Origin of the sequence: Streptomyces sp. WM4235 (genome assembly GCF_001279725.1) — a bacterium.
Classification (GTDB): Bacteria; Actinomycetota; Actinomycetes; order Streptomycetales; family Streptomycetaceae; genus Streptomyces.
On the sequence record NZ_LGDE01000393.1, the window covers coordinates 19563 to 44955 of the forward strand.

Genomic DNA, 25393 nt, shown 5'->3' on the forward strand with positions numbered 1-25393 from the left:
GAACCAGTCGTACGAGTTGCCCGCGAGTTCCGTCCGGTCGAGGGGGCCGGGCGGTGACTGCGGGCCGCCGACGGCGATCACGGCGACGGCGACCGCGGCCGAGATCGCGGGGGTGAGGAAGGCGGGTCTGCGCGATCTGCGGAGGCTCCGGCCTGGTCTTGTGTACAAAGTGGTGTCGTCTTCCCTCGTGGCAGGCGAAGGCAGACGGGGATCTTTCGCTTCGAGGTGGCGCGCGGGGTCGAGCCGGCAGCACAAATGTGCAGCCGGCAGCGCCCGTTGATGCGGTCCGAATAGCGGCCCGCGGCATCATGTCATCCCCCGTAGCGGCGCTGGTCCCCCCGGCCGCCGTGAACGCGTGCAACAACGACCAGGTCACGGTCGCCGTTTCACGCGGTGATCACCGTACCCGGCGGTAACAGCGTGCGCCACAAGGTTCTCGATCACGAATTGGAAGTCTCGACTCTTCGCGGGGTACTTCCCTGCGGCGCGGGTCGAGTCGCTTCCGAAGCCGTTGGGGTGCGAGGTGGAGCATGAGCGCCGTCTCGTGGAGGCCGGCGTGGATTTCGGGCCGGTCACCGGCGGGGAGGTGGGCCAGGGCCAGGGGTGCAGGGCGCACACGCTGATGTCGTGGGTGTGGCGGAGTTCGTGGACGAGGGCGGCCAGGACGCCGCGGTTGCCGCCGTGCCCGGTGACCAGGACCACGCGGCGGGCCTTCGTGGCACGCACGTACTGGGCGACGAGGGTGTGCAGGAGGGTGCGGATGCGAGCGGCCGCGTCGACGAGGGTGGCGGCCACGTGGACATGCGGCCGCCCGAAGGCGGGCGGTGTGTCGGGGGTTTGCCGGCCGGGAAGTACCCGGCCGGCAACACCGGCCGCGTCCGCCGGCGAGGCGGGACAGGTGGGTGCGCGGGTGGAGTCCCTCGGCGGCCGCCATGGGCTCGCTGATTCCGGTCCCTCGGGCAACTATTTGATCATGATGGTCTTGCCTGTCTCCGCGGCCGGAATCAGCTCACCGATGATGGGGTGGCCGGGTATCTCGCCCACGACCAAGAGCCCACCGGAGGTCTGTGCGTCAGCGAGCAAGAGAAGCTCTTCCTCCGTGACGGATGAGGAGTCAAGATGTGGGCGGACCCATTCCAGGTTGCGGCGTGTACCCCCGCTGACGTAGCCGGCGCGCAGGGACGTGCGCGCGCCGTCGAGATAGGGCACGGCCGCTGAGTCCAGCACCGCGGTGACCTGTGAGGCGCGGGCCAGTTTGTGGAGATGCCCCAGTAATCCGAAGCCCGTGATGTCGGTGGCGCATTCCACGCCCCCCTGTACGGCCTGGGCGCTGGTCCGGTCGTTGAGGGCCGTCATGCATGCCACCGCGTGAGGGAAGTCCTCACCTGTTGTCTTGTGACGGTTGTTGAGGATTCCGACGCCCAGAGGCTTGGTCAGTGTCAGCGGTCGGCCCGCCCGGCCGGTGTTGTTGCGCAGAATGCGGTCGGGGTGGACCAGGCCGGTGACTGCCATGCCGAACTTGGGCTCCGGGTCGTCGATGCTGTGACCGCCGGCGACATGGCATCCCGCGCTGTGGGCGATATCGAGGGCCCCGCGCAGGACCTCGGCAGCCAGTTCGAAGGGGAGCACGTCGCGCGGCCAGCCCAGCAGGTTGATGGCTGAGACGGGGCGCCCGCCCATGGCGTAGACGTCGGACAGCGCGTTGGCCGCGGCGATGCGTCCCCAGTCGTAGGCGTCGTCGACGACCGGAGTGAAGAAGTCGGCTGTCGAGATCAGTGCGGTGTCGCCGGACACCCGGACCACCGCGGCGTCGTCCCCGGACTCCAGGCCGACGAGCAACTCGGCCTCCGGGTTGGAGGGCCCGGTGAACCGCAGCCCCTCGACCACGCTCTCCAGCTCCCCGGGTGGGATCTTGCATGCACAGCCGCCCCCGTGTGCGTAGGACGTCAATCTCCGTATCGGTGACGGTTCTTGATCGGTCATGGCAGGATGGTTTCACCCTCGTCGCTCGGGTACCAGAGGGCGCAGAACATTCCAGCATGGAGGCGTTTGGGTGGCTGGTGCCCCTCCCGATCTTCAAAATCGATGTGATCCGGTATCCGGGTCAGGCGGGTTCGATTCCCGTCCGCCTCCGCCATTCTTAGTGGGGGAACCGTCCATGGAGGATGCAGCTCAAGGGGGCTTGGATCCTCGGCGTGATCTGCCGAGTGTGTCTGCGGTACTGGATGAACCCCGCCTGCAGGTACACATCGGGCGCTTGGGCCGTTCGATCGTCAAGGCAGCCGTCCGAGAGGTTCAACAACGCGTCCGGCAGGGAGTCGTGGCGCCGCAGGACGCTTTGGATGCCATCACCACAGCGCTGCCGGAGCAGGCCACATCCCTGCGTGCGGTCCACAACGCGACCGGCGTGATCGTGCACACCAACCTGGGGCGCGCTTCGCTCTCGCGGAGTGCGGTGGACGCGGTGGTGGCCGCTGCTGGGTACACCGACGTCGAAATGGACCTGGCCGACGGGCGCAGGGCCCCGCGCGGCCGCTCCACCTTGTCCGCGCTGTGCCGGGCGGTGCCCGAGGCGGAGGCAGCCCATGTGGTCAACAACGGCGCCGCTGCGCTTGTCCTCGCTGCCACAGCTTTGGCCGCCGGCCGGGAGATCCTCCTCAGCCGAGGCGAGTTCGTGGAGATCGGCGATGGATTCCGCATCTCCGAACTGCTCACCTCCACCGGTGCGCGAATCCGTGAGGTGGGAACGACCAACCGGACTCATCTGGACGACTACGCCCGCGCCATAGGCCCCCAGACCGGCTTCATCCTCAAGATCCACCCGTCCAATTTCACCGTGCGCGGCTTCACCGCGGAGGCGAGCCTTGCGGACCTCGCCTCCCTTGGTCTGCCGGTCGTCGCGGACATCGGTTCCGGCCTACTGGTACCCGATGGGCTACTTCCCGACGAACCCGATGTGAGTACGGCCTTGCGGGAAGGGGCCGGCCTCGTCATTGCCAGCGGCGACAAGCTCCTCGGCGGGCCCCAAGCAGGCCTCATCTTCGGCGCGGCGGCCGAGGTCGGCATTCTCCGGCGCCATCCCCTGGCCCGTGCCCTGCGTGTCGACAAGCTCACTCTCGCCGCGCTGGAAGCCACCTTGACCGGGCCTCGACCGCCGGTGTGGCAAGCCCTGCACCTTCCCCTGGCAGAGCTGCGGGAACGCTCCCAGGTCTTCGCCGAGTCACTGCACGGTCACGGGATCGAAGCGCAGGTGGTTGCGGCAGAAGCCGTCGTCGGCGGCGGTGGGGCCCCGGGCACCGTGCTGCCGTCCTGTGCCGTGAGCGTTCCGGCACAGCTTGCGTTTCGCCTGCGCACCGGTACCCCGCCGGTCGTCGGCCGTGTGGCGCACGGCCGACTCCTCCTGGACCTGCGCTGTGTCCCGGAGTCCGACGACGGAATCCTCCTCGGGGCTGTCATCGCGGCGGCGGCAGTCTGATGCTCGTCATCGCCACCGCCGGGCACGTCGATCACGGCAAGAGCACGCTCGTGCGAGCACTTACCGGTCAGAACCCCGACCGTCTCGCCGAAGAGCAGCGCCGGAACCTGACCATCGACCTCGGGTTCGCGTGGACCACCCTGGACACGGGCGAGGAGATCGCGTTCGTCGATGTGCCTGGGCACGAGAACTTCGTGCCCAACATGCTCGCCGGTATCGGTCCAGTGCCGGCCGCGCTGATTGTCGTGGCGGCGGACGAAGGGTGGATGCCTCAGTCCGCTGAACACCTGGCGGCTCTCGATGCCCTCCACGTCCGCCACGGGATATTGGCCGTCACCCGCAGCGACCTCGCCGATCCCGCACCTGCCCGGTCGCAGGCACTCTCCGAAATCGGTGCTACGTCACTCGGCAGAATCGAATGCGCGGCAGTCAGCGCACCGACCGGATCTGGTCTCGGCCCATTACGGCGCGCTCTTGCCCGGCTCGCTCGCGGCATGCACCCACCTGATGCTTCCGCGCCGGTACGTCTGTGGGTGGACCGGTCCTTCACCGTGCGCGGAGCGGGTCTGGTCGTGACCGGCACCCTGGCCCAGGGCCGTATTGAGATCGGCGACGAGCTCGTTGTCGCACCGCAGGGAACGCGCGCCAAGGTCCGCGGCATTCAAACGCTGGAGCGGGCGACGGACAGTGTCACCGGTGTGGCACGCGTCGCTCTGAACCTCCGCGGCCTCACCCGCCAGGACGTACGCCGTGGCGACGCTCTCCTCACCCCACAGAGGTTTCTCGACACGACGCAGTGCGATGTGCGCCTGCACGAGACCGCCGTCACCGTCAACCGTCTGCCGAGCACGCTCATGCTGCACATCGGAGCAGCTGTCCGGCCGGTGCATGTTCGCCCGCTCGGCGAGGACACCATCCGCTTGTCCTTCGCCCCGGCCCTTCCGCTGCATATCGGCGACCGTGCCCTACTGCGTGATCCGGGCCGCCATCGGATCATCGCCGGAGTGACCGTTCTTGATGTACGCCCGCCTCAACTGCGCCGTCGGGGAGCTGCGGCCCTGAGGGCCCGGCACCTCACTACGCTCTCCGGGACGCCGACTGAGGCACAGGAGCTCGCCCGGCGACAACTGATCCGACGACCCGAGCTCGAAGCCATGGGGGTGACCGTCACGAGTGCTCCCGTGACCGCGGACTGGCTCGTCGATCCGGACTACTGGCAGGACCTGAGCCGGCGTCTCATCGCCCTGGTGTCCGACTTCACCGCCGCGCGGCCCCACTCGGAGGGTCTGCCGGCGGAGACGGCACGGCAGAAGCTCGGACTTCCCGACCTCGCCTTGCTGAAGTCCCTCGTCAGACCACCGCTTGTGCTGCACTACGGGCGGATCGTCCACGGGAGCGCAGAGTTGCCGGAGCCGCTCGCCAGGTCAGTACAACAGGTGAGTGACGTACTGCGTCGGGCTCCGTTCCGGGCTCCTGAAGCCCAGGAACTCCAAAGACTGCACCTGGGCGAAGGCGAACTGCGTAGGGCCGTCCGTGCGGGCCTGTTGCTGTGTTTGGAGGGGAAGATCGCGCTTCTTCCCGACGCACCACGCCGCGCGCTTGTCCGGCTTCGGCTGTTGGAGCAGCCGTTCACCGTGGCCGAGGCCACGGGAGCCCTCGACACGACCAGGAGGGTCTCCCTGCCTCTGCTGCGGCATCTCGACGGCCGGCGGCTGACGCGTCGCCTGGAAGACCACCGCCGAGAAGTCGTCTGACGCGCAGAGGGGTGTCCGCATGCGTGCGGACACCCCTCTCGGACGCCTCTTCGCAGACACCGAAGGTCATGTGACGTTCAAGAGGATGCGGGCCGTGCCTTGCGGGCTGTGGGCCGTCACCTGCCAACAGCCCGGCCCGGGCAGCTCGAGACTCATGGGAACCGGCCCGGGGGTGCCCTCCGACGTGGGGGTCAGGTTCGCCCGGCCCGTCCCGGTGGTGCCACGAATCCCCTGGACCGTGACGTGTGGGAGATCCTTCTGGTCCACCCACAAGGGAAACTTGCCCCGCCCGCCGGCGCCCTGCCGCTCCAGCAGGTCGCTCCAGTTGTCGGTCTGCGGGGCGATGAACCAGATGGGGCCTTGTCCCACCGCCTTCAGCCCCTGCTGGGACAGCTTGTCCGGCGGCTGGGAGGCCGGGACGACGGCGTCGTCACAGACGTCCCTGCTGAGCCGTGAGGGCGAAGGAGAGGGCGTGGCGGAGTGCGGCGCGGACGCGGACGGCGGCGTGCTCCGTTGTTCAGTACAGGACGCGCTGAACAACAGAGCGCAGCACGCCAGCGGGACGACACCGACTCTTCGCCGGAGCTTGGCGTCAAACGCCCCCATGAAGTCTCCCTGTCAACCACAACGGCAACATGACCAAGACGATGATGCCCGCCCCTTGTGTCATCCGAGTGAGGGAGTACTTGCGAGGCCTCCCGATTCCCGACGGGTCTCCGATCAATGTCGAAATGATCAACGGAATCCCGAAGAACACACCGTAGACCAGTCCGACCCACTGGGGCACGACGGTCAGCAGGGCACCGCCCAGGAGTATCCAAGAGGCGCACGACATGCGGAACGTCGTCCACACCAAGCCCGTGTCCAGTCCCCACAGCAGGGGGGTGATCCAGCCCGGAGTATTGCCTGATCCGTCGGATAGCGTCTTTGCAGTCTGCCGGCGCAGACCCACGGTGAAGGTTCCCCTCTTGATCGCACGGGCATCGAGCGCGATGCCGACGACAGCGGCCACCCCGCACGCCACGACTCTCACCTGATAGGGAAGATGACCGAAGGTGACAGTCCCGATCTGGTGGAGAAGGGCGACCATGAATCCAGCAGCGGCGATGTGAGCCCACGCGAGGATTACGACAAAGCGCAGGTTCCTCCGCCGCCTGAGGTCAGAATCCCCTTGCACGAAGGGGCGGACGAATCCGATGAAGGACTGGCCTCAAGGACTGAATAGTTGGGCGAACCCGGCCACCGCTGCCAGGCTCACTGTCCACAGCGCCATCAGTGTCATGATGCTTGGCGTCCAACCTTTCTTGACAGGGGTCTGATCTGTTCATTCGTAAGATCGGACGGTCCCAGGGCTGAGGGGTGGGGTCGGCATGGCGCAGCCGTTGGATGGATCAGGGAGTTGGCCGGCCAGAGCCCCGCGACGCGTCAACCGCTGGATTGGGGTGGCCCCTTGCCTTTCAACTTGTGCGGACGAGTCAGACCGGGTCGGGGCCGAACCATATGGAGCAGGCGAACGGCCCGGTCCAGCAGTCGGTGCCCCTGGCGCATTCGCCGCAGTAGTACCGGCCATTGCCGCTCACGCAGCTCCACGTTCTCCGGTTGTACCCGTTCGGGCAGGTGTAACGGTCCTTGTTGACCGCGTAGCTGCACATGTTGCACTTGGCCAGACTGCAGCAGGGTGAGTTCTGGCAGTCGGCCGCATTGGCCCGGTCTCCCATGAACAGCGCCGCAAGACCGGCGACGAAGGCGGTGGACGAGGCGCGCAGCACCCGGCGTCGACGCGCCGGCCGGCTGCTCAGCTCCTCAAGCTCCGTAACGACGCCCGTGGACTCGGCACACACGGTGGTGGTGCTCATGCGGATGTCTTTCCTTCCGTCGTGGAATCGGGGAGCAAGGGCGCCGGGACGGCGTCCGCGGTGAGCAGTGAGTCGAGCTGGCGGAACGAGGGGATGGTCTGCCCCAGGGCCACCTCGCCGCGCCGATAGACGAACGCCGCAGGGGTGACGTCGAGTTCGAATGCATCGCTGATGCGTCCGTCCAGGTCCACGCTCCCTCGGTCCATCGGAAGCCCGGTGCCGGCGAACCATGCCTCCGCCCGCTCCTGGTCCCCCTCCACGAGCACCACCCACAGAGTCTTCGGCGGCCTGCCGTTGAGCTTCTTGGCGATGGTCTTGCAGGTATCGCACGTGGTCGACAGGAACAGAACGACCAGATGCTCATACGCATCGAGTTCTGCCGGAAGGCCGATCGCAGACGGCATGAGCGCCCGGTCGCCCGGTATGTCGACGGGAGCAGGAGCGTCGTCCAGCTCAAGTCTGCCCCTGATCAACTGCTGCGTCTGGTACTGGTCGACCAGCGCCAGCAGACAGATCAGCACCAGCACGGACAGGACAGAGACCACGACCCAGAGAAAGATCATTCCGGCACCATCGCCTGCATGTACTCCCGATTCCTTCGTGTCAGTGGAACCACCTTGCAGGCTGCGAACACTGCGAGTGCGAGCATCACGCCGATGCCCAGTTCCGGCCCCGCCGGTGAGCCGTCCGGCGCCCACCAGGCGAGCGCCGCAACGCCAGACCACAACGGCAGCATCACGATCTGCCGCACTCCCAGTTCTCCGCCATCGGCCCCGCCGAAGCAGGCGCATTTGACCCGCGTTCCCCGGCTCAGAGCCAGGGCCCCCGCAACCGCGAACGCCACGCCGACACCAGTTACCAAGGAGGCCGTCAGAACGAACCGCGGTGCGCTCAACAGCATGAATCCTGCCGCGAGTTCGACCACCGGTACTCCTGCCGAGACGACTTTCACGCGAGGGACGCGCAGTGCCGTCAGCGTCAACCGGAACGAACGAGGTGATGCGAGCTTTTGCGCAGCCGCGTAAATGAGCAGCGCAGCCGCCACAACCCGGACGGCCGCGTTCAGGGAGTCGTACACGGTCATCGTGCGGGAGCCCGGACCGCCATCACCTGAGCGGTTTCCAGCTCGGTGTCCAAGAGGCAGACAGCGGTACGGCTCCGCCTGTCGCTTGCGGCCTTCAGCAGCGGTGTCTCGGCAGTGCGCCGGTCGCCAACCTGATACCCGCCGCCCGGGAGTGCCTTGGGCACGCCCGTCACCCATGACACGACCGGGATGGCAGCGAGCTCCAAGCCGTCCCACCAGTCGGTCACCATCACGCGGTCGCCAGGGCGCGGAGTGACACCCTCAGGGAATCCGACCATCGGCACCCTCTCCTGGGAAGCCGTTGCGTCGGGCGCCAGCAGAGCGCGGGAACGGCTGCCGTCTCGCGGAAAGTCGACGTGCAGCACCCCCGCTCGCGCCTCCCGGACCCGGGCCAGGTCTGTCCGCGCCTTGCTGCCCAGGCTGCTTTCTTGCTCATCGGCCACGGCATTGCCACCGGCCGATATGCCTACGACAGCGGCACCAGCTCCGGCCGTCGCAATGGTGAGGGCGGTTCTACGTGTAAGTCGCCTTTCACGCCGGCCCATGACGCCTCCTAGGAATCGGAAGCCCCAACAATGACGTGACCACGACCCGGTGTCAGCATCCATTACTTTGGGTATGGCCAAATTCAATCTACGGAGTCCCCGCTTCCATCTCGGGCTATGCCACTTCGGCAGGCCACGACTCCGAAACGCGCCCTACCGATCCAGGCGGCATATCAAGGAACGGCCCGAACTCGATCCTGTGATTCGCACGTAGTCCAACTCATCGACCATGCCGCCGGTACCCGCGCTGACGCCCCCGTGTATCGAACCGACCTGTAGAAACCCGCAGGCCTCACCGAGCCGAATGCGGGCCCCGTCAACAGTGGTCCGCAGTTGCTCGAACCCTTGGAGCCTTGGCCCCGGATTCTGAACCCGTCTATGCGGCTCGGACCGGGGCACTGAAGTTGATCGGGTGATGTCGGGCTGTTTGCCGGACAGCATGCGGGTGGCTTCGGTCGGCCGGACGATGCCGCCGCCGCGCGCCAGAACCTGGGGACGACAGGGCATCACCCCCGGTCGTCCGCGCCGGTTCGATGCGTTGTCGGCCGGTCGGAGCGTCAGACCGGTCGCCGTGAGACAGCCATCGATTACCTCCGGCCGGTACGTCGGGACCGCTCACCGGGCTTGTAGCAGGCCCTGCCTGGGTAGGTCGGGAGGTGGATCGCGTCGGCGGGGGGCGTGAACCACTTCGACGCCAGGCCTCCGAGTCGGGCGGCGGCCGGGCTGCCGACGATCCTCAGGGCGGTGTTCATCGTGGCGAGCCCGGCGCGGCTGCGCGGGTTGAGGATGCGCGGTGTGCCGGGCGGCAGCTTCTGCGCCTGGTCCACGTAGGGGCGCATGAGCGTCTCGTACCGGGCGAACGCCGTGCGGTGCGGGTGAGCGGCGAGCTCGCCGGCGAGGATGTACGCGCCGGTGAGCGCGAGGCTCGTGCTCATTCCACTGAGCGGGGACGAGCAGTGGGCCGCGTCGCCGATCAGGGCCACCCGCCCCTTGGACCAGGAGGGCATGCGGGCCTGGCCGACGGCGTCGAAGTAGAGCGGGGCGTCGTCCAGGGCGGCGAGCACGCGGGGCGCCTCCCAGCCGACGTCGGCGAAGGTGCGGCGCAGGATCGTGACGAGGGCGCGGTGGTCCAGCGCGTCGAGGCCCCGGACGTCGGACAGGAAGGCGAGTGTGGCCCGGATGGTGCCGAGGTTGTCCGGGCGGAGGGTGACGCTGCGACCGCGGCCGGCGCTGTGCCAGCGCCACAGGTCGGTGTCGTCGCCCGTGCGGGGGATGGTCAGATAGGCGATGTAGAAGTCGAGTTCGCGCACGGCGTCGATCTCGGGGAAGACCAGGGATCGGGTGCGGGAACGCAGTCCCTCTGCGAGGACGACCAGGTCGAACGTGCGGGTCGGACCGTGGGCGAAGGTGACCGTGACCCCGTCCTCGGTGTCGTCGAGGGCGACGATCCGATCGCCGAAGAGGTACTCGGTGTCCTCGCGGGTGCGGTCGATGATGATGCGGGACAGTTGGCCCCGCAGGATCTCCAGCTCGGCGGTGGCCCCGTCGGAGTCGGACGTGCCGGCCGCGAAGCGGGCGAGAGGGGCGCCGGTGGCGTCGACGAACTCGGTGCCCGTCTCACCGGTCGAGGCGGCGCGGATCGCGTCCTCGATGCCCATGCGGCGGGCGACCTCGCGGCCCGCGCCGCGGACGTCGATGTTCTGACCGTCCTCGCGAAGCTCGTCGAAGCGTTCGACGACGGTGGTCTGCCGGCCCTGGGCGTTGAGCCAGTAGGCCAGGGCGGGGCCGGCGATGCCGGCTCCGGAGATCAGGACGGTGGGTGTGCGCACGGGGTCCCTTCGGCGAAGCAAACGGATCGGTCGTGTTGCCGGTCCATCCAACTACCGGAGCGGCAACGCGGGGGAGGAAATGCCGGTGCCCATGTGACCATGGCCCGGAGGCGGGTGGCCGGCGGCGCGGTCGTACGATCGGCGGATGAGTCCTGCGCTGGTGCTGATCGACCTGATGCCCCGTATCGTCGCCCTGCCGCTGGCCCCGTACTCCGGTGCGGAGGTGGAGGAGCGTTGTCGCCGGCTGGCCGAGGCGTTCCGGGAGCGGGGACTTCCCGTGGTGGCGGTGCGGGTGGAGCGGCCGAACGTGGCCGAGCAGCCGCCCGGCAGCGGGTACGTGGAGGGGCTGGTACGGCCCGGGGACATCGAGATCGTCAAGCGGACGGTCGGAGCCTTCGAGGGCACCGATCTGGACGGGCGGCTGCGCGAACGAGGCGTGGGCACGGTGGTCCTCGCGGGCCTGGTGACCACGATGGGGGTGGCGGCAACCGCGTGGGCCGCCTCCGACCGGGGGTACGAGGTCGAGTTCGTGGCGGACGCCATGTCGGGGTTCGCCGCCGATGAACACAGGCTGACCGTGGATCGGGTCTTCCCCCGGATCGGTGAGGTCCGCACCGCGGCGTCGTACCTCTGAGGCAACGTGCCGGGGTTGTCGACCCACCGGGGCCGAGGTGGGCGCGAGTGTCGACCGGGCCGGGCGCGTCGACGGACGTTCGCGAGGGCCCTCTAGTGTGTGGGCGTGAATGAACTGATCGAAATGGAGATCGCCCGGCACGACTGGAAGGGCATGCTGTGCGGGTGCGGCGACTCGGCGGAGCATCTGGTCGGGGATCTCCTGCGACTCGCGGGCAAGGGGGCTTCTCGGGAACCGAGCCACGTCAGCTTCGAAGAGCACGTCTGGTGTCCGGTGATCCTGTGGGAGCCGGCTCCCGCGGTGACTTCCGTCGCTCTGGCGGCTCTCGCGGACGATGTGTCACCGGAGGCTCGCGGATGGTTTCTGGACCTCCTTCAGGCCATGGTGGCCGGCGAGGGAACGGACTGGGACTCCGCGCGACGCGGAATCGACCTTCCGGAGCGGTGCCGGAGCCTTGCCGCGCAAGGTATCTGGCTGCTGTACCAGGAGGTGATGTCGGATCGGTCCCCCGGGGGTGCCGGCGCCGCGTTCGAGATCCTCACGGTGGTGGAACCGGACAGGGTTCGCCTGCAACGCGTACGGGAGCTGGCGGCCGACCGGTTGCCCGTGTGTTGCCGGACGGGCCTGTGCGACGACGACCTGCCTGTCGGGGACCGCTGACTTCGGAGATCGTGGCATCGCCGATGGACATGGACGTCCGCCGTGCGGCACGGCGGCTTCCCGTGACCGGGAAGCCGCGCGCGGGTGGTCATCCGCTCCAGGCACGCTGCACCGTGTCGTCCTCGACCTCGAGGTTCAGCCGTCCGGCGAGGTATTCCATGGTCAGGATCGCGCCCGGTGGGACCGTACGTACGGTCGACCAGCCGCGCCGGTGTGCCTGGCGTTCGGCCTCGTCGGTGCCGAGACCCACGTAGCGCTTCGGGTCGTCGGCGGGTGTGGGAGAGGAAGTGGATGCGGTCATGGGCCTCTCCTGCCCCACCTACATGCTTTGGATGCCCTTGGCGCCGGTGCGCGCGGGCGATCATGTCCGCGGGATCCCGCTCGCGCTCGCGTCCCCCACCTGCGCCCCGAGTCCGGCGGCTACTCCAGCAGCCGGCGACCGATCAGCTCCATCACCTCGGCGCGGCTGCGCCTGCCGTTGTCGGCGGCGTTGAAGTGGTTGCCGATGCGTACCGAGACGGCGAGCAGGCAGCGGATCTCGACCTCGTCCTCGTCGGGGCAGAAGGAGGAGAACAGCGAACGCAGGTAGTCCATGCGGCGGTTGTCGACGCGGCGCAGGCGCTCGGCGACGGCCGCGTCGCGGCGGGCCCAGTCGCGGATCGCGATGTCGGCGGTGGTGCCCCGCACCGGCCCGTCCGTGCTCTCGGCGACGATGTCGAACAGCCGCTTCAGCCTGACCCTGGCCGCTCCCCCGCCGCTCTCCACCTGCTCGATGACGCCCTCGGCGACCTCGTACTCCCAGGTGTCTAGCATCTCGGTGAGCAGCGCGTCCCGGTTGCGAAAATGGCCGTAGAAGCCACCCTTGCTGACGCCGAGTGCCTGGGCCAGGGCCTCGATCCGCACGGCTTCGGGACCGCCGGCGACGAGTGCCCGCAGGCCTTCCTCGATCCACCTTCCGCGGGGTGTGCGGGTCGCGCCCATCCTGTGTGCCTTCTCCCTGTGTGTCTCCTCACGTCCCGCCGAGTATACGGGGGCGTATAGATCTGCCTACACTCGATATATACGCCACCGTATAGACAGGGGTTCGACCATGCGACTTCCCCGAACCGACCACACCGAGCGCCCCTGGCGGATCCACGAGATCGCCGACGACTTCACGGTCGAGGACGTATGGGCGCTGCCCACCCCCGGCGGACCGGACGACCTTGCCTGGTTGGTGCGCCAGTTCGCCGAGGGCATGAAGAGCGGGGTGAAGGGGGACGGTTTCGTCTCCCGCGCCCTCTTCACCGTCCGCTGGAAGCTCGGCGCGCTGTTCGGCTGGGACGAGCCGGATTCCGACACCGCCGGCCGGCGGACCGGCCTGGTCGACCGGTTGCCGGCGGACCTCCGCGACGGGCCCCGGGGTCCCGACCTCGGCTCGTCCCCGTTCACCTCGCTCTACCAGCGCGAGGACGAATGGGCGGCCGAGATGGCCAACAAGACCGTGCGGGCGGTGATGCACATCGGCTGGGTACCGGACGGAGCCGGCGGCTACCGCGGCCAGATGACCGTCCTGGTGAAGCCGAACGGACTGTTCGGCTCCCTCTACATGGCCGCCATCAAGCCCTTCCGGTACCTCGGGGTGTACCCGGTGCTGATCCGCTCCATCGGCCGCGAGTGGGAGGCGAACGCCGCCGCGCGAGGAAGCGCGAGTCGAAACGCGAACGGCGAGTGATCCGCTGTCGGTCCGTCAACAACTTCTGACGGCGCGCCTGCTGGGCCCGGTCGGGCCGGAGACCTCGCCGACGGCCATCGCGACATCACGTGCATCCATGGGTGGTCGTCGCCTCGCAGGCACGGCCGGCCGCAGGTACTCGGCGGGCCCCGGCCCCCTGCTCGTCTCCCGTACTGTCCGCGTCACAGGGCGGGGATGGGCGGTTCCAGATGACATCTGACCGGCTGACAACCTTACGAAGTTCGCGGGCACTTCGGGGCGATACGGCCTGCATTACGGTGTCGAGGAGGGCTCGGGCTTCGAGGGGGTTGCCGCAGCAGTTCCAGTGCACGTTGCCCCACTCGTAGTCGTGCCACAGATCCCGCTCGGGCTGGTGGACGTAGTCCTTCCACAGGCCCACAGCCGTGCTGACATCGCCTGGCTGCAGATAGTTGCGGGTGTGCTCGAGACGGGTGATCTCGGACAGTGCGCGCGAAGACAGGCCGTCGATGACTGGCCTTGCACTCGTTGTCCGGTGGCTGCCAAAGGCGCCGGCGCGGATCTGTGCCGGCCTACTACGCGGCATCGACCCTTCGGTTCGTCATCATGGGGTACATGGTGCCATGGACTCGAATGGCGTCTCGAACGGATTCGCTCGCATGGGGATTCGCCGGACAGTGGCGGCGGCCTTCGTCTGATCATGTGCTCCGACCAAGGTGTACGTGACCACGACGAAGGCCGTCAGGTGAGTCTGCTGCGTGATGCTGTCCGAGGGCAGGCGTTCGCGGAAGCGTCACGCTTCCGGGGCGAGTTCTACAAGTGTCTTATCGCCAGCCGCGACGAGTTGTTCGAGTTGGTGGGCGCGGTGCTGTGCGCGGACGGCGCGGTGAATTCCCCGGTGGACTTGACGCTGCTGCCCGAGCATCGTCGCGGACACGGAGCGATGTACGGCGGGTTGAACCACCGCCGGATCGACGTCGACCGGCTCCGGAAGGTGCTGGCCGGGCTGCCGCTGCCGCGTTTCGACGGCGGGCGCCTGGTCCTGGCGGTCGACGTGTCGCCGTGGCTCCGCTCGGATGCGCCATGCTCAGCGGCTCAACCGCCCATCTCTTGGCTGGACCTGGAAACCGCGCGGGTCCGGAGCCTTGCGCACGATCGCGAGCTCGCGGCCGAGGACCGTACTTGTCCACTCCACGAGGCGGCTGTCGGCGGCCAGTTGGAAATCCCCAGTGGCGGCCACTTGATGGGGAGGAATCTGGCCGCCGACGGTCACTCCGCGTTGCCGTATGTTTCGTCGTTCTTGATCGGTTCCCGCGGCAGCCAGGGCCCGGCTCTGGTGGAACCTGGATGGTGTTGTTGCACCTTCCGTAGCGGCATGTGGTGTGGTCGAGGCACCACAGCACGAAAGGCTCCGTCTCATGTACCCCTCCATCACGCCTCCCCGCCAGGTCAAGATCGGTGATGCGGCCGCGTTCGCCGGGACCACTCCACGTGCCATCCGCCACTACCACGAAATCGGCCTGCTGCCGGAGCCGGAGCGAGGTGGAGACGGCCGCCGCCGCTACGGCTACGACGACATGATCCGCCTGCTGTGGATCCGCAAGATGGCAGCGGTCGGCATCAGCCTGGACGATATGCGGGCCGCCTTCGACGAAGCCCGGGACATCGAGGAGATCCTGAGCAGGCTGGAGGAAACGTTGGCGGCGCGGGAGGCCGAAATCGAGCGTCAGCGCGCGGCTGTCCACCGCCTGCAGGCGGTGGGCAACCCGCTGGGGCTGCTCTCCGAACTGGTCACGGACCGGCTCAGCCACCTGCCCCCGGGGGCACTGCGCCCCTCCGACCTCGACGCCCTGCTGGTCACGGAACGGGTCTTCGGCCCGCTGGGCGCCGCCATCCAAGCCAGCGTGTTCATCGTGCTGGCCACCCACCCCGACCTGAGGGCCGAGGACGACCGTCTCGATGCCGCCGAGGCCGCTCTCGACAACGGCGTCGATACCCACGACCCACGCGTCGAAGAACTCGCCGTACAGCGATGCGCCCAACAAGGGGCCCTGGAGCAGGCCATCGAGGCGGCTGGGCTGGAGGCGGCAGAGGAGAAGCTCTTCGAGATCTACGACGCCGACCTGAAAGGGGAGGAGGACACACAGACGAGCCCCTACGAAGCGATCACCAAAATGCCCTACGACTTCTCTCCCGCCCGGATGCGCTGTATGGAACTCACGGCACAACTCCTCGCAGATGCCCACTCCGCAGACCACTGATCGCCTGTGCCCGGCACCGATGTGACCCGACAGCCGATCGCGTCCATCCGCATACGGCTGGTCGCATCAGACGTCGAGCCCGGGCCGTAGCAAAGAGTGACATCACAACTGGCCGTACGTGGGGATTCCGAACTGGCCGCTGACACCGATCCCCCTATGCATCACCCATCACATGCCCTGCGTCAGAAGCCGACGGTTTCCCCCAACTCGCGGCCGATTCCCGACGTGATGAATTCCGTCAGGTCATAGGCGGAGAGGTGCATGATGCCGGATTCCGCGCCCGGGTGAATCCTGGCGGCGTACTCGTCCAGAATCTCCGCCAGGATTTCTGCTCGGACGGCAGATATGGCGACTTTCTCCAACTCTCCCTTCTCGCGATAGAAGCGGCGCTGGCCGGCACGTGGAGCACTCGGCTTCAGCCCCGCCGCCACGCTCAGCTCGAAACTGTTGGCCTCGGCTGCGATCAACGTGGGAACCGGCCGGCCCTCGGGCCAGTCCACCCCCGAGACCGTGTGTACGCGCGGATCGATCAGCTCGTGACTCTCCCGCCAGAACACGCCCGACCTCCCGGCCAGAAGATCCTGAAGGACTTGAGCGGCTTTCGACGCAGCAGGTTCCACCGAGTAATCCCCGGATTCCCGAATGTCCTTCAGGGTGGGCATGTTCTCCGACGCGTGCCAGGCCGCCCGGGCCAGTGCCTCGTACCGCACCTGCAAGTCGTCCACATCGGACGGCCGGTGGGAGACGCGCGCCACGCTCACCGCATCGGCAGGGTGCGGAGTCGGCACGCTCGTTCCCAGCGCCTCCCGCAGTCCGTCGGCGGCCTCGTGCACCATCCGGCTGAGCTCTGCCGTGTCCCCGGCGATCGTCACCGGGGGCCGCCCCGGCGCCAGCCGGTAGGCCAAGTCCCAGAGCGGGGCGGTCAGCGTCAGCATGTGGTTCTCCGGAACGACCACCGCCCGCCCCGGCACCAGGTAGTCGTCCGGATACGGCTCCATCCGCGGCTCGTAGGGACCGGGATCGCCGGCCATCCGGGCCTTCCACTCCCCGACCGCCTCCGGAAACGTGACTGGCCGGTCAATCGGGCCCGCGGCCCGACGCGAGATCAGATGACGTGCCGGATCGGATGGTTCACCCTCGCGCGGCTCAAGCCCGTGCTCGGAGACACTCAGTGCCGCCTCCAACTCCCGCCACGCCTGCCGACGCTCCTCTGGCCAGCCTCCGCCCAGGCTGTCCAGGCGCCACAGGCGGTTCTGTTGCACCCACATCATCCGGGAAGCCGCCGAATACACGGCGTCGTACGCGTCGGCAAGCTTCGTCTGGCAGCTCATCGGGCTCTCCTTCACAACTGATCAACTCGCCAACGTTCTCACATTGCGCTGACCAATCGTCATGCGATTGCTGATCGACTCCCGGCTCCGCCCTGAGGGCCCGTGTGATGCCGTAATCAGTTCCCGGGGTTTGTCCTCCTTGTGGGCTGGGCGCGGTAGGACCGTGGTCTTGTCGCTGGTCCCCATGGACCCCATGACGGTCCGAGCCCACCACGACACGGCAGGCATGCGCGTCAGCAAGCACCTCATGAACGCCCTGGAGGACCGACGCCCTGGCGAGCGGCGCGGCCGACCAGAAGGTGCTGCCGGCCAAGGCGCGCACGCACCTGCCGGACACCATCGATACCGCCGGCTGACCTCCCCGCTCTGAAAGCCCTCCGTGCCGCCCCGACCCTGGATCGCCGGGGCCGGGGCGGTCTCGGTGGCCCCTCACTGGTGAGATCCTGAACGGATGAACGAGACATCCGCTGCTCTGGCGACCGCTCGGTGGCCGCTGACCGCGGCTGGGGAGACTGATTGGCTGCGGGAGCTGGCCGACGATGACGGGCTCACCGGCTTCATGCCGCCGGCACTGCCCGACGCCGCCTGGGTGCTTCACTCCATGTATGAACACGAGCTCGGTCCCACCGACATGTCCTACGTCGCGTATCAACGAGCCGTGCTGAATGGCGGCGGGCCCGAGATCATCCCGGGCCTCGACCCCGCGGACGTGTTCGAGGGGACGCCGGGCGAGCCCCGCGGCCCCCGTTGGCGCCGACTGCGCTGGGCGGAGCTCTCGCGGCGGACCGGTGATCCGGTTGCGCCAGAGGGTCGGCTGCCCTGCTACCGCTCATTCCCCTCGCTCCGGGAGCCGAGCGGCTGGCCGGTCGGCATCACCGGCCCGTCCGAGGGCAGCCTGGACCGGTCCGACTGGAACCGCCTGGTCGATATCCTCACCGAGCACAGCCCGCGGGGTGCTGCGACCCGCTGCCTGGCCTACTACAACCCGCTGTTGCAGAGGGCTGAGGACTTCGACAACCTGCACGTCCGGGCCGGCACGCTCGCGGATGCCAAGGCGTTGTACGACCACCCGGAGGAGGACGGTTGGACCCCGTCCAACCTCTGGGCTCAGGACCGGTCCTGGGTCCTCTGCACTGACTACGACCTCTGGGCCACCAAAGTGGCGGGCCCTGCCCCGCTCGTCGAGGCGCTCCTGAACGACACGGAAATCGAGGCCCTCCGACTGCCCTGGGCCCTCTGATCCCGACCGCCAGGGGCCTGGAAGCGACCAGCTGAGGCCGAGAGGTCACATGAAGCGCACAGGCGCATGGGCGCGCCATGCCGAGGTGAGACTGGGGTGGGGCGGTTCGGTGGTGAATGTGCGGTGGTCGCGGATGAGAGCCCATAGGACGTCGAGACGGGGGCGCGCCAAAGCCAGGATCGCCTGCTTGTGGCTCTTGCCTTCGTTTCTCTTGCGGTCGTGGAAGGTCTTCGAGGTGGGGCAGAAGCGGGCGGTGACCTGGGCGGAGAGATGGAAGACGCGCAGGAACCGACGGTGGTAGCGGTGTGGTCGGCGCATGTTGAGTGGCGGTGTCGTCGCGGGGCACCGGGCGGCCAATCAGTCAAAAGCTACAACCACGGCGGTGGAACCTGGCCGGGCATGTTGGACATGTTGGAACTACTGGAGACGGATCGCAGTCCGGACGATGTCGGCGACGGCTCTGGACCGACTGTGCGGTGGCCAGGCGATCACGGTGGTGACTTTCGGCGCGTCCAGCACGGGCACGGCGGCGAGGTCACCGTGCAGTTGGGCTCGGCACGACTCCGGTGAGACCGCGCAAGCACGGCCGAGCGCGACGAGCTGCAACAATTGCGCGTGGTCGCGGACCTGCGGGCCGGTGCCGGGCGGGTAGGTGCCGTCGGGGTTGGGCCAGCGTGGCAGGGGCAGGCCTGGCAGCCCCGTGATGTCAGCCATGTGCACGTGGGCGCGGACGGTGAGCGGATGCCCGGCCGGCAGGACCACCACCTGGCCCTCCGTGCCGAGCTCTTCGGTGTCGAACCCGGCCGTCGAGTCGAACGGCCGGTGCAGCAGCGCCACGTCGGCCCGGCCCTCGCGCAGAAGTCGTTCCTGCTCGGCCGGGCCGCACAGGATGACGTCGACGGGGACCGCGCCGGGTTCGGCGGCGTACGCGTCGAGCAGTTTCGCCAGCAGTTCTCTGGATGCGCTGGCCTTCGTGACCAGGACCAGGCCAGGCCGGCCGGCTGGGGAAAGGCCTGCGCGGCGGGTCCGGCGCTCAGCGGCGTCGACCGCGTCGAGGGCGGCCCGGCCCTCGGCCAGCAGCACCGAGCCGGCCTCGGTCAGCGTGACGGTGCGGCTGGTCCTCTCCAGCAGAGCTGCCCCGAGCCGGCGTTCGAGCTGCTGGATCGCCCGTGACAGAGGCGGTTGTGCGATCCCGAGCCGGTGCGCGGCGCGCCCGAAGTGCAGCTCTTCAGCGACAGCGACGAAATATCGCAGTTCCCGGGTCTCCATGCCGCCACGGTACTCCGGATCAATACCCTGAAGGTATCGCTGCCTACCCGATCGGTCTTGGACCTTCGCCGCGGTCGGAGAGCAGGATGGTCCCCATGAGCGAACGAACGATTGCGCTGGTCACCGGCGCGAACAAGGGAATCGGCTACGAGATCGCCGCGGGGCTGGGCGCCCTCGGCTGGAGGGTCGGAGTCGGCGCCCGCGACGATCAGCGCCGTATGGCCGCGGTGGAGAGACTGCGCGCCGCCGGCGTCGACGCGTTCGGCGTACCACTGGACGTGACCGACGACGCGAGCGCGACCTCCGCCGCACGGCTGATCGAGGAACAGGCCGGGCGCCTCGATGTGCTCGTCAACAACGCCGGCATCGCCGGCGGCATGCCGCAGGAACCCACCCGGGTCGATCTCGCCACCATCCGGACGGTCGTGGAGACCAACGTGATCGGCGTCATCCGCGTCACCAACGCCATGATGCCGCTGCTGCGTCGCTCTGGCTCACCGCGGATCGTGAACATGTCCAGCAGTGTCGGCTCCCTCACGCGGCAGTCAGGAACCGCTGCTGAGCAGACGACGGGTCCGATCGCCGTGGCGTACGCGCCGTCGAAGACGTTCCTGAACGCCGTCACCCTCCAGTACGCCCGGGAGCTGAGCGGCACGAACATCCTGATCAACGCCGGCTGCCCCGGCTACGTCGCGACCGACCTCAACAGCTTCCACGGCGTGCGCACCCCCGAACAGGGCGCGGCGATCGCCATCAAACTGGCGACCCTGCCGGACGACGGCCCGACCGGCAAGTTCTTCAACGACGCCGGCGTAGTCCCCTGGTGATGTGCACGGCCGCCGTCATCAGCCGCCGGATGAGGCGGCTTCGTCCGCGCGTCTCGAACCGGTGTATCGACGCGGGTTCCACCATGAATGGCAATGCACCGCAGGTTGCAAGCAGTGTGACCATGTGGTTCCAACAAGCGTGACCTGCGGGGTCCGAATCGCAAGTTCACCACACCCTCCTGGTTCCAACTACCGCGTCCGGTCACACATCATGCTCGGATGGCCCACGACAAAGTTGAGCGGCTCCTTGGGTGGGTGTGGCCGGAGTGGGTCACTGCCCCCTTGAACGACGGCGTTGAGGTGTTCGCTCTGCCGCAGCGGTTGACCCGGGCGCCGGCCAACGCGAGCTCCGCCGAGCTGGAACCGTGCGGGAAGGCGACCGGACCGGCGCCGGTCACTCCGGCCGGCTTCCCAGGCTCAGCGTCGCGGCCGGTCCGCCGGCGCACGCCTGGCAGCCGGGCGTCCGCGGACCGGCGTCAGTACACGAGCAGACGGTCGCAGGTGGTGGTGCCGCTGGGGAGTGAGGCGTCGCTGTTGAGGACGTAGAAGGCGCCGTCGAAGCCGGTCGGGGTCATCCTCGGCACGACTACCAAGGTCTGGCCCGCCATCTGGAGCCCGAACCGCCGCACCACGTTCGTGTCCAGCAGGGCGAACAGGTTTGCCGTCAACGCCGGGAGTCGCAGGATCCGGTAGGTGCGGTCCCCTTGCGTTCCCGTCACCAGCGACTGGTACTGGGTGTCCCCCCATTGCGACGGGTTTGTCGTGACCCGCCCCGCCGCGTCCAGGGCTTGCAGCCGCAGCTGCGTGCTGTCTCGGACGCCGGCCATGTGGATGTGCAGCTGGTCGAGCCGCCGGGCGGCCTGCGAGTTGATGCCCAGCCCGATGTAGCGGTACTGCACGGGCACGTCGCCGCCCCTGCGGGCGTTCTCCCAGGCCTCGTGCCAGTAGTTCGCGACGTTGGGCGTCAGCAGGAACGGGCACTCGATGCCCGTGATCCGGCAAGCCGGGACGGTCAGGTAGTTGTGCGTCGACACGGGCTCGCCGTGCAGCACCACGTAGTTGGGGGTGGTCTTGAGGCAGTCCGCCTTGTGCCCGCTGGGCGGGACGATCCCCTGCGTGCAGTACTGCACGTCCTGCCACAGCGGGTCGGTGTCCGCGGGACTGCCGCACAGGGACTGCATCTGGGCCGGGGGGCACGGGCTCGGGCCGCCGGGAGGCGGCGGATCCGTCGGGCAGGGGCAGCACGACGAACCGCCGGAGCCGGGCGGCGGACACGCCGCCGCGGACGCGCTGCCGCCCGCCCCGGCCAGCAGGGCACCCGCACCCAGGACACCGGAAAGCGCCACAAACTGACGCCGGGGCATGCCGTTCGGCGTGACGGTCGCATTCATGCAAGGACTCCGATGGTCGACGACCTCTGCTTCGACCGACCAACCTAGGCGCGGGACCGCCCACCTCCCGGGAAGGTGCGGGCGGAACGCCCAGAATTGCGCCGGAAGGCCCAACGAAGCCGGCCCACGGCGTCACGCGTGAGGCGCGGGAACCGCGTGCCGCCTCACTGTATGAGCTCGATGTGAGGATGGTTGGCGGCTACCGGGCAGGTGTGAAGTTGGAGGTCATAGCCACGGGCGACTTCGAGCCCGGTGAAGTTCCCCGGAGGGGTGCCGGGGAGTTGTCGCGGGGGATCCGCCTGGTCCTCCTCGGGGATCCAGCTCTCGCCGTCGGCGGCCCATTCTGTGGTGGCGATGGTGAGCAGCGGCTTCGCCTCGGCGCCACACACGGAGCATGCCCGCGGGACGGGATCAGTGAGGCCCCAGCGGGTCCAGCCACCGATCTTCCAACCGGGTGCCAGCGACAGCACGTCCGTGTAGAACTCCTCCGGGGCGACCTCGTAGGAGTTGTCCACTGCCGCTCCGGCCGCCTGCCACCTGCTCCAGTCCTCCAGTTGCTGTTGGAGTTCCTCACTCAGCTCCATGTGGTTCGGGTATTCGGTGACCTGCTCCGGCGTGAGCAGACACGGCTCCGGAACGTAGGCGGAGAATTGGACGGCAGGCGGCTCGGGAGGTGCCTCGAGCACGTCCGCCACGGTCGCTTCGGTCCGCCAGAACAGTGCGGTCCTGGGGTGTGCCGGGTGGTCGAAGGGACACCAGAGAACTTGAAGCAGGTCGGCCTCGGACTGCCCGGGCGGGCGCAGCGACGGGACGTCACGCACGTACAGCTGAGCGACGGGCAGCATGGCGATCGGTCCGTCGGGCCAGGGGCGGCCTGCGTTGATTCGCTCCTCGATCGCCAGTTCCTCAGGCGTGTATCGGGTGACCGGGGGATCACCGCCTGGTCGGTTCGCCACCAGTGCCCGGATGCGCCGCCGCTCCCTCACGTCCTGCGGGGAGAGAATCTCGTTTCCGCCCCATTTGTGCGGTCCCTCGCAGTGCGGCCACGGTTCGTCGGCGGGCCAGAGGAGCGGCCCGCCGACGGAACTGTCGTGCGGTGTGGGCGATCCGGGGCGGGGGTGCAGCCGGGTCGCCGTGCGTTCGAGCGGGGCCAGCTGGGGGAAGAGCTCCGCGACTTCGAGAGGCCGCGGTGGTGTGGTTCGACTCATACTGGCCCCTAGGGTGCTAATGGGTTGTCATCAGTTTCCGAGGTTGAGAGTCCCGGTGTCCTTCAAGGTGTTGGGGACGTAGACGTTGGGGAACAGCAACTCTGTCGTCCCGTTCGCCCGTTCGATGTTAGCGGTCATCGTCACGCCCACCGGGATGGTGCTCGTGGCATCCCGGAAGACGGGGGTCACCTGGTAGAGAATCGCATCGTTGGCGCCGAAGGACGACTTCTTCACTTCCTCCTGAGCCTGGTACTCGAAGCTCCTCATGCTGGGCGTTCCGGTGTTCATTCCCACCTGCCAGCAGGGGACGAGATTGTTCTGGCCTCCATCCCTGACTTTCCCCGGGCCGCCGAGGATGTTGGCGATCAGGTGACACCGGGCCAGATCGGTTCCGGAAGAGTAGTCGTCGCGGAACTTCTTCGCGTCCTGCCAGCCGGTGGGGTCACCCCCGGCATGCTTGCCCTCGACGACGTTCTTACCCAGGCAGGCTGTCGCCTTGGTCGGGCGGGTGCCCGCCCCGCCCTTCGGGGTGGTGGTCTTGTTGACGTGGGCGACGGGTTCGGTGGTGTTCTGGTACCAGCCGTCACCCTTGGGAAGGGCCCCGGCCGGCAGATTCGCCAGACATGCGGCCTGCGGAGCCCCGGCCGGCGTCGTGAATTCGACCTTGAACTGGTCGGCGTCAATGACCCGCTGGCTCTGGAATCCCTCAGCGAGCTTCCCGTCGGCGAACTGCTTTTCCTTTGCCGGGACATGAGCGCGCACGCACGGCGCCGCAGGATCCAGATCCAGGCTGTTGCCGAGGACGTAGGTGTCCCAGCCGCCACTGCTGGCGTTGGGGATCACCTCGACGCACCGGGCCCCGTCGATTCCTCCTTCCTTGACTTCCGCGAAGGGGAATTCGGCGCAAGTGTCGGTGTCGACGAGGTCGGTGTTCGCGTCGAAGGGCTCCGTTCCCGCGCTGCCGCAGGTGCGGCCCGAGCGGTCGGCCGTGCCGCTCTTCTGCCGGGTCAGCGGCTTGGCCTTTCCCCACCCGTCGTTGAGGTGCTGTTGGGCCCACTGGTAGGCGGCGACCGCGCCACCGGGGTCCGAGCCCTGTGCGTTCATCTCGACGAGCGCCATGACCGAGGGGATGACGCAGCCCGGCGACGGGGTGCCCGCGGGGTCTGCGACGGCATCGTCGCAGCGGATCTTGCGCGGGTTGGTCCACGAGGCGTTCGGGTCGGTGATCGTGGCACCCGGCATGGTCACGTACATCTGGTATGAGGTGTCGAACTCGGAAACCGCTCCCGCCGCGGGGGTCGAGGAGTACGAGACGGTGCCGGTGAGGGACTGTCCCACGGTCAGGTTGCCCCCGAACCAGGGCGCGGCCTTCGTCGCCTTGCAACCGGTTCCGCAGGCGGCGCGGAACTTGGCGGTGAGCGCGGTGACGTCGCCCTGCGCAGAGGTCATCTTCGTGGTGACCTGCTCACTCCACGTCGTGCCACTGGCCGGAAGCGACGCGCTGGTGGAGACCTCCAGGGTGCCTCGCCCGATCTCCGCGCCGTTGCCGTCGCGCAGGATGTAGAGGACGTTCAGCCCGGACACGCAGTAACTGAAGCGCTCATACGAGTAGTTGCCGAGACCACTGACGGCGCAGCCGGCGCCGGCAAGCGACTGTGCGGCGGCGGCCGGCTGTGCGGCGGCGCGCGGCTGTGCGGCGGCGGGCCGGGGCGAGGAGGCGATGGTGAGGCAGGCCTCGACAGCGCCCTTCCTGCGTTCCTTCGAGTCTGGCGCCGTGGCCTCGCAGTGTTCCCCGGACGTCCTCGGCGCGACGCCGGCTGTCGCCGCGGAAGCCGTTGCGGCGGACCGATCCGTGCTCTGCAGTTGCGTGGGCTTGTCTGTGGCCGGCTGTGCCGTGGCCATGCCCGTGGTGGTGAGTCCCAGCGTCGCGGCCATCAGTACCGAGAGCAGGGTCGACCGGGCCCGTATTCGCACGCTGCCTCTGGGACGTGTGCTGTGCATGCTTGTCAGATCTCTCTTCTGTCTTGGTAGATGGGTATCGAGGGGTGGCACTCCATGTGACGCGCCCGAGGCAGGCACTCTCGGAGCGTGCGGCGAGATCACTTACGGACTGTTCACCGCAGCCGGCCGGGTCTTGGCCGGGGTGGGAAGACGCGTGAGATCGCCGGGTCGATACTCCGCACCTGGCAGGGGGCGCCTCGGGCGCCTGCGGTGGCAACTCACCCCAGCCACCACATGGCCGGCCGCGTGATCAGTTGAGCGGAATCGTCTGTGCCACTCAGGGCGGAGAGATACCCGGGTTGGTCTCCGACCGATTGGGCGGAGACGCACCACCG

25 protein-coding genes, 1 tRNA gene and 1 pseudogene are annotated in these 25393 nt (G+C 68.3%); 10 read left to right on the forward strand and 17 right to left on the reverse strand.

What is annotated here, in order from left to right; translation table 11 throughout:
* Positions 1 to 372: 372 nt before the first annotated feature.
* On the reverse strand, positions 373 to 795 hold the full coding sequence (locus ADK55_RS23430) for a hypothetical protein (protein ID WP_053681761.1): 423 nt from the start codon (positions 793 to 795) through the stop codon (positions 373 to 375).
* Positions 796 to 963: 168 nt separating this feature from the next.
* Positions 964 to 1983: a selenide, water dikinase SelD gene (gene selD, locus ADK55_RS23435; protein WP_053681762.1), complete on the reverse strand. Its 1020-nt coding sequence runs from the start codon at positions 1981 to 1983 to the stop codon at positions 964 to 966.
* Between the two features lie 58 nt (positions 1984 to 2041).
* On the opposite strand from selD, the gene ADK55_RS38760 reads away from it, so the two are divergent.
* The 3 genes from ADK55_RS38760 to selB all read left to right on the forward strand — a co-directional run bounded on the left by ADK55_RS38760 (position 2042) and on the right by selB (position 5229).
* A tRNA-Sec gene (locus ADK55_RS38760) sits at positions 2042 to 2137 on the forward strand.
* 21 nt (positions 2138 to 2158) lie between these two features.
* Positions 2159 to 3475 (forward strand): L-seryl-tRNA(Sec) selenium transferase, encoded by a 1317-nt coding sequence (selA, locus tag ADK55_RS23440; protein WP_053681763.1) that lies wholly within the window; start codon positions 2159 to 2161, stop codon positions 3473 to 3475.
* Positions 3475 to 5229, forward strand: coding sequence for a selenocysteine-specific translation elongation factor (selB, locus tag ADK55_RS23445; RefSeq protein WP_053681764.1), 1755 nt, complete (start codon positions 3475 to 3477; stop codon positions 5227 to 5229). The genes selA and selB overlap by 1 nt, the downstream gene beginning before the upstream one ends.
* Positions 5230 to 5295: 66 nt before the next feature.
* Here selB and ADK55_RS23450 read toward each other — a convergent pair whose 3' ends face one another.
* The 7 genes from ADK55_RS23450 to ADK55_RS23480 form a co-directional block, all read right to left on the reverse strand.
* Positions 5296 to 5835, reverse strand: coding sequence for a hypothetical protein (locus tag ADK55_RS23450; RefSeq protein WP_053681765.1), 540 nt, complete (start codon positions 5833 to 5835; stop codon positions 5296 to 5298).
* Complete coding sequence (locus tag ADK55_RS23455; RefSeq protein ID WP_159041529.1) at positions 5822 to 6319, reverse strand: hypothetical protein; 498 nt, start codon at positions 6317 to 6319, stop codon at positions 5822 to 5824. Before ADK55_RS23455 ends, ADK55_RS23450 begins: the two co-directional genes overlap by 14 nt.
* A gap of 385 nt (positions 6320 to 6704) precedes the next feature.
* A complete protein-coding gene (locus ADK55_RS23460; RefSeq protein ID WP_053681767.1) occupies positions 6705 to 7085 on the reverse strand; it encodes a hypothetical protein in 381 nt (126 codons plus the stop codon).
* Positions 7082 to 7648 carry a hypothetical protein gene (locus ADK55_RS23465; RefSeq protein ID WP_053681768.1) on the reverse strand — a complete coding sequence of 189 codons (567 nt, stop codon included), beginning with the start codon at positions 7646 to 7648 and terminating at the stop codon, positions 7082 to 7084. The genes ADK55_RS23460 and ADK55_RS23465 overlap by 4 nt, the downstream gene beginning before the upstream one ends.
* Positions 7645 to 8169 (reverse strand): MauE/DoxX family redox-associated membrane protein, encoded by a 525-nt coding sequence (locus ADK55_RS23470; protein WP_159041530.1) that lies wholly within the window; start codon positions 8167 to 8169, stop codon positions 7645 to 7647. Before ADK55_RS23470 ends, ADK55_RS23465 begins: the two co-directional genes overlap by 4 nt.
* Positions 8166 to 8612, reverse strand: coding sequence for a hypothetical protein (locus tag ADK55_RS23475; protein WP_053681770.1), 447 nt, complete (start codon positions 8610 to 8612; stop codon positions 8166 to 8168). Before ADK55_RS23475 ends, ADK55_RS23470 begins: the two co-directional genes overlap by 4 nt.
* A 689-nt stretch (positions 8613 to 9301) precedes the next feature.
* Positions 9302 to 10543: an FAD-dependent monooxygenase gene (locus ADK55_RS23480; RefSeq protein ID WP_053681771.1), complete on the reverse strand. Its 1242-nt coding sequence runs from the start codon at positions 10541 to 10543 to the stop codon at positions 9302 to 9304.
* Between the two features lie 145 nt (positions 10544 to 10688).
* Here ADK55_RS23480 and ADK55_RS23485 point away from each other — a divergent pair, with 145 nt between their 5' ends.
* Together ADK55_RS23485 and ADK55_RS23490 are read left to right on the forward strand one after the other, a co-directional pair.
* Positions 10689 to 11177, forward strand: a complete 489-nt coding sequence (locus ADK55_RS23485; protein WP_053681772.1) for an isochorismatase family protein — start codon at positions 10689 to 10691, stop codon at positions 11175 to 11177.
* A 105-nt stretch (positions 11178 to 11282) separates the two neighbouring features.
* A complete protein-coding gene (locus tag ADK55_RS23490; RefSeq protein ID WP_159041531.1) occupies positions 11283 to 11837 on the forward strand; it encodes a hypothetical protein in 555 nt (184 codons plus the stop codon).
* A gap of 88 nt (positions 11838 to 11925) precedes the next feature.
* Here the strand turns inward: ADK55_RS23490 and ADK55_RS23495 are convergent, their stop codons facing one another.
* Together ADK55_RS23495 and ADK55_RS23500 are read right to left on the reverse strand one after the other, a co-directional pair.
* On the reverse strand, positions 11926 to 12138 hold the full coding sequence (locus ADK55_RS23495) for an I78 family peptidase inhibitor (protein ID WP_053681774.1): 213 nt from the start codon (positions 12136 to 12138) through the stop codon (positions 11926 to 11928).
* 119 nt (positions 12139 to 12257) lie between these two features.
* Entirely contained in the window at positions 12258 to 12818 is a 561-nt protein-coding gene (locus tag ADK55_RS23500) for a TetR/AcrR family transcriptional regulator (protein WP_053681775.1), read from the reverse strand.
* Positions 12819 to 12927: 109 nt separating this feature from the next.
* Between ADK55_RS23500 and ADK55_RS23505 the strand changes: the two genes are divergently transcribed.
* The 3 genes and pseudogenes from ADK55_RS23505 to ADK55_RS23515 all read left to right on the forward strand — a co-directional run bounded on the left by ADK55_RS23505 (position 12928) and on the right by ADK55_RS23515 (position 15791).
* Positions 12928 to 13551, forward strand: coding sequence for a DUF2867 domain-containing protein (locus ADK55_RS23505; protein ID WP_053681776.1), 624 nt, complete (start codon positions 12928 to 12930; stop codon positions 13549 to 13551).
* Between the two features lie 724 nt (positions 13552 to 14275).
* Positions 14276 to 14623 (forward strand): annotated as a pseudogene (locus ADK55_RS40520) (transposase); the annotation flags it as partial.
* A gap of 325 nt (positions 14624 to 14948) precedes the next feature.
* On the forward strand, positions 14949 to 15791 hold the full coding sequence (locus ADK55_RS23515; protein WP_053681778.1) for a MerR family transcriptional regulator: 843 nt from the start codon (positions 14949 to 14951) through the stop codon (positions 15789 to 15791).
* Positions 15792 to 15973: 182 nt separating this feature from the next.
* Here ADK55_RS23515 and ADK55_RS23520 read toward each other — a convergent pair whose 3' ends face one another.
* A complete protein-coding gene (locus tag ADK55_RS23520; RefSeq protein ID WP_053681779.1) occupies positions 15974 to 17122 on the reverse strand; it encodes a hypothetical protein in 1149 nt (382 codons plus the stop codon).
* Between the two features lie 451 nt (positions 17123 to 17573).
* Here ADK55_RS23520 and ADK55_RS23525 point away from each other — a divergent pair, with 451 nt between their 5' ends.
* Positions 17574 to 18362 carry a hypothetical protein gene (locus ADK55_RS23525; protein ID WP_053681780.1) on the forward strand — a complete coding sequence of 263 codons (789 nt, stop codon included), beginning with the start codon at positions 17574 to 17576 and terminating at the stop codon, positions 18360 to 18362.
* 45 nt (positions 18363 to 18407) lie between these two features.
* Here ADK55_RS23525 and ADK55_RS23530 read toward each other — a convergent pair whose 3' ends face one another.
* Both ADK55_RS23530 and ADK55_RS23535 read right to left on the reverse strand, forming a co-directional pair.
* Positions 18408 to 18680 (reverse strand): hypothetical protein, encoded by a 273-nt coding sequence (locus tag ADK55_RS23530; protein WP_053681781.1) that lies wholly within the window; start codon positions 18678 to 18680, stop codon positions 18408 to 18410.
* A 99-nt stretch (positions 18681 to 18779) separates the two neighbouring features.
* Positions 18780 to 19631: a LysR family transcriptional regulator gene (locus tag ADK55_RS23535; RefSeq protein ID WP_053681782.1), complete on the reverse strand. Its 852-nt coding sequence runs from the start codon at positions 19629 to 19631 to the stop codon at positions 18780 to 18782.
* A gap of 95 nt (positions 19632 to 19726) precedes the next feature.
* Here ADK55_RS23535 and ADK55_RS23540 point away from each other — a divergent pair, with 95 nt between their 5' ends.
* Positions 19727 to 20458: an SDR family oxidoreductase gene (locus ADK55_RS23540; protein WP_053681783.1), complete on the forward strand. Its 732-nt coding sequence runs from the start codon at positions 19727 to 19729 to the stop codon at positions 20456 to 20458.
* A 476-nt stretch (positions 20459 to 20934) separates the two neighbouring features.
* On the opposite strand, the gene ADK55_RS23545 is transcribed toward ADK55_RS23540, so the two are convergent.
* The 3 genes from ADK55_RS23545 to ADK55_RS23555 all read right to left on the reverse strand — a co-directional run bounded on the left by ADK55_RS23545 (position 20935) and on the right by ADK55_RS23555 (position 25136).
* On the reverse strand, positions 20935 to 21639 hold the full coding sequence (locus ADK55_RS23545) for a CDP-diacylglycerol diphosphatase (RefSeq protein WP_053681784.1): 705 nt from the start codon (positions 21637 to 21639) through the stop codon (positions 20935 to 20937).
* 374 nt (positions 21640 to 22013) lie between these two features.
* Positions 22014 to 23057: a hypothetical protein gene (locus tag ADK55_RS23550; RefSeq protein WP_053681785.1), complete on the reverse strand. Its 1044-nt coding sequence runs from the start codon at positions 23055 to 23057 to the stop codon at positions 22014 to 22016.
* Positions 23058 to 23087: 30 nt separating this feature from the next.
* Positions 23088 to 25136 (reverse strand): DNA/RNA non-specific endonuclease, encoded by a 2049-nt coding sequence (locus ADK55_RS23555; RefSeq protein WP_234350213.1) that lies wholly within the window; start codon positions 25134 to 25136, stop codon positions 23088 to 23090.
* Between the last annotated feature and the right edge of the window lie 257 nt (positions 25137 to 25393).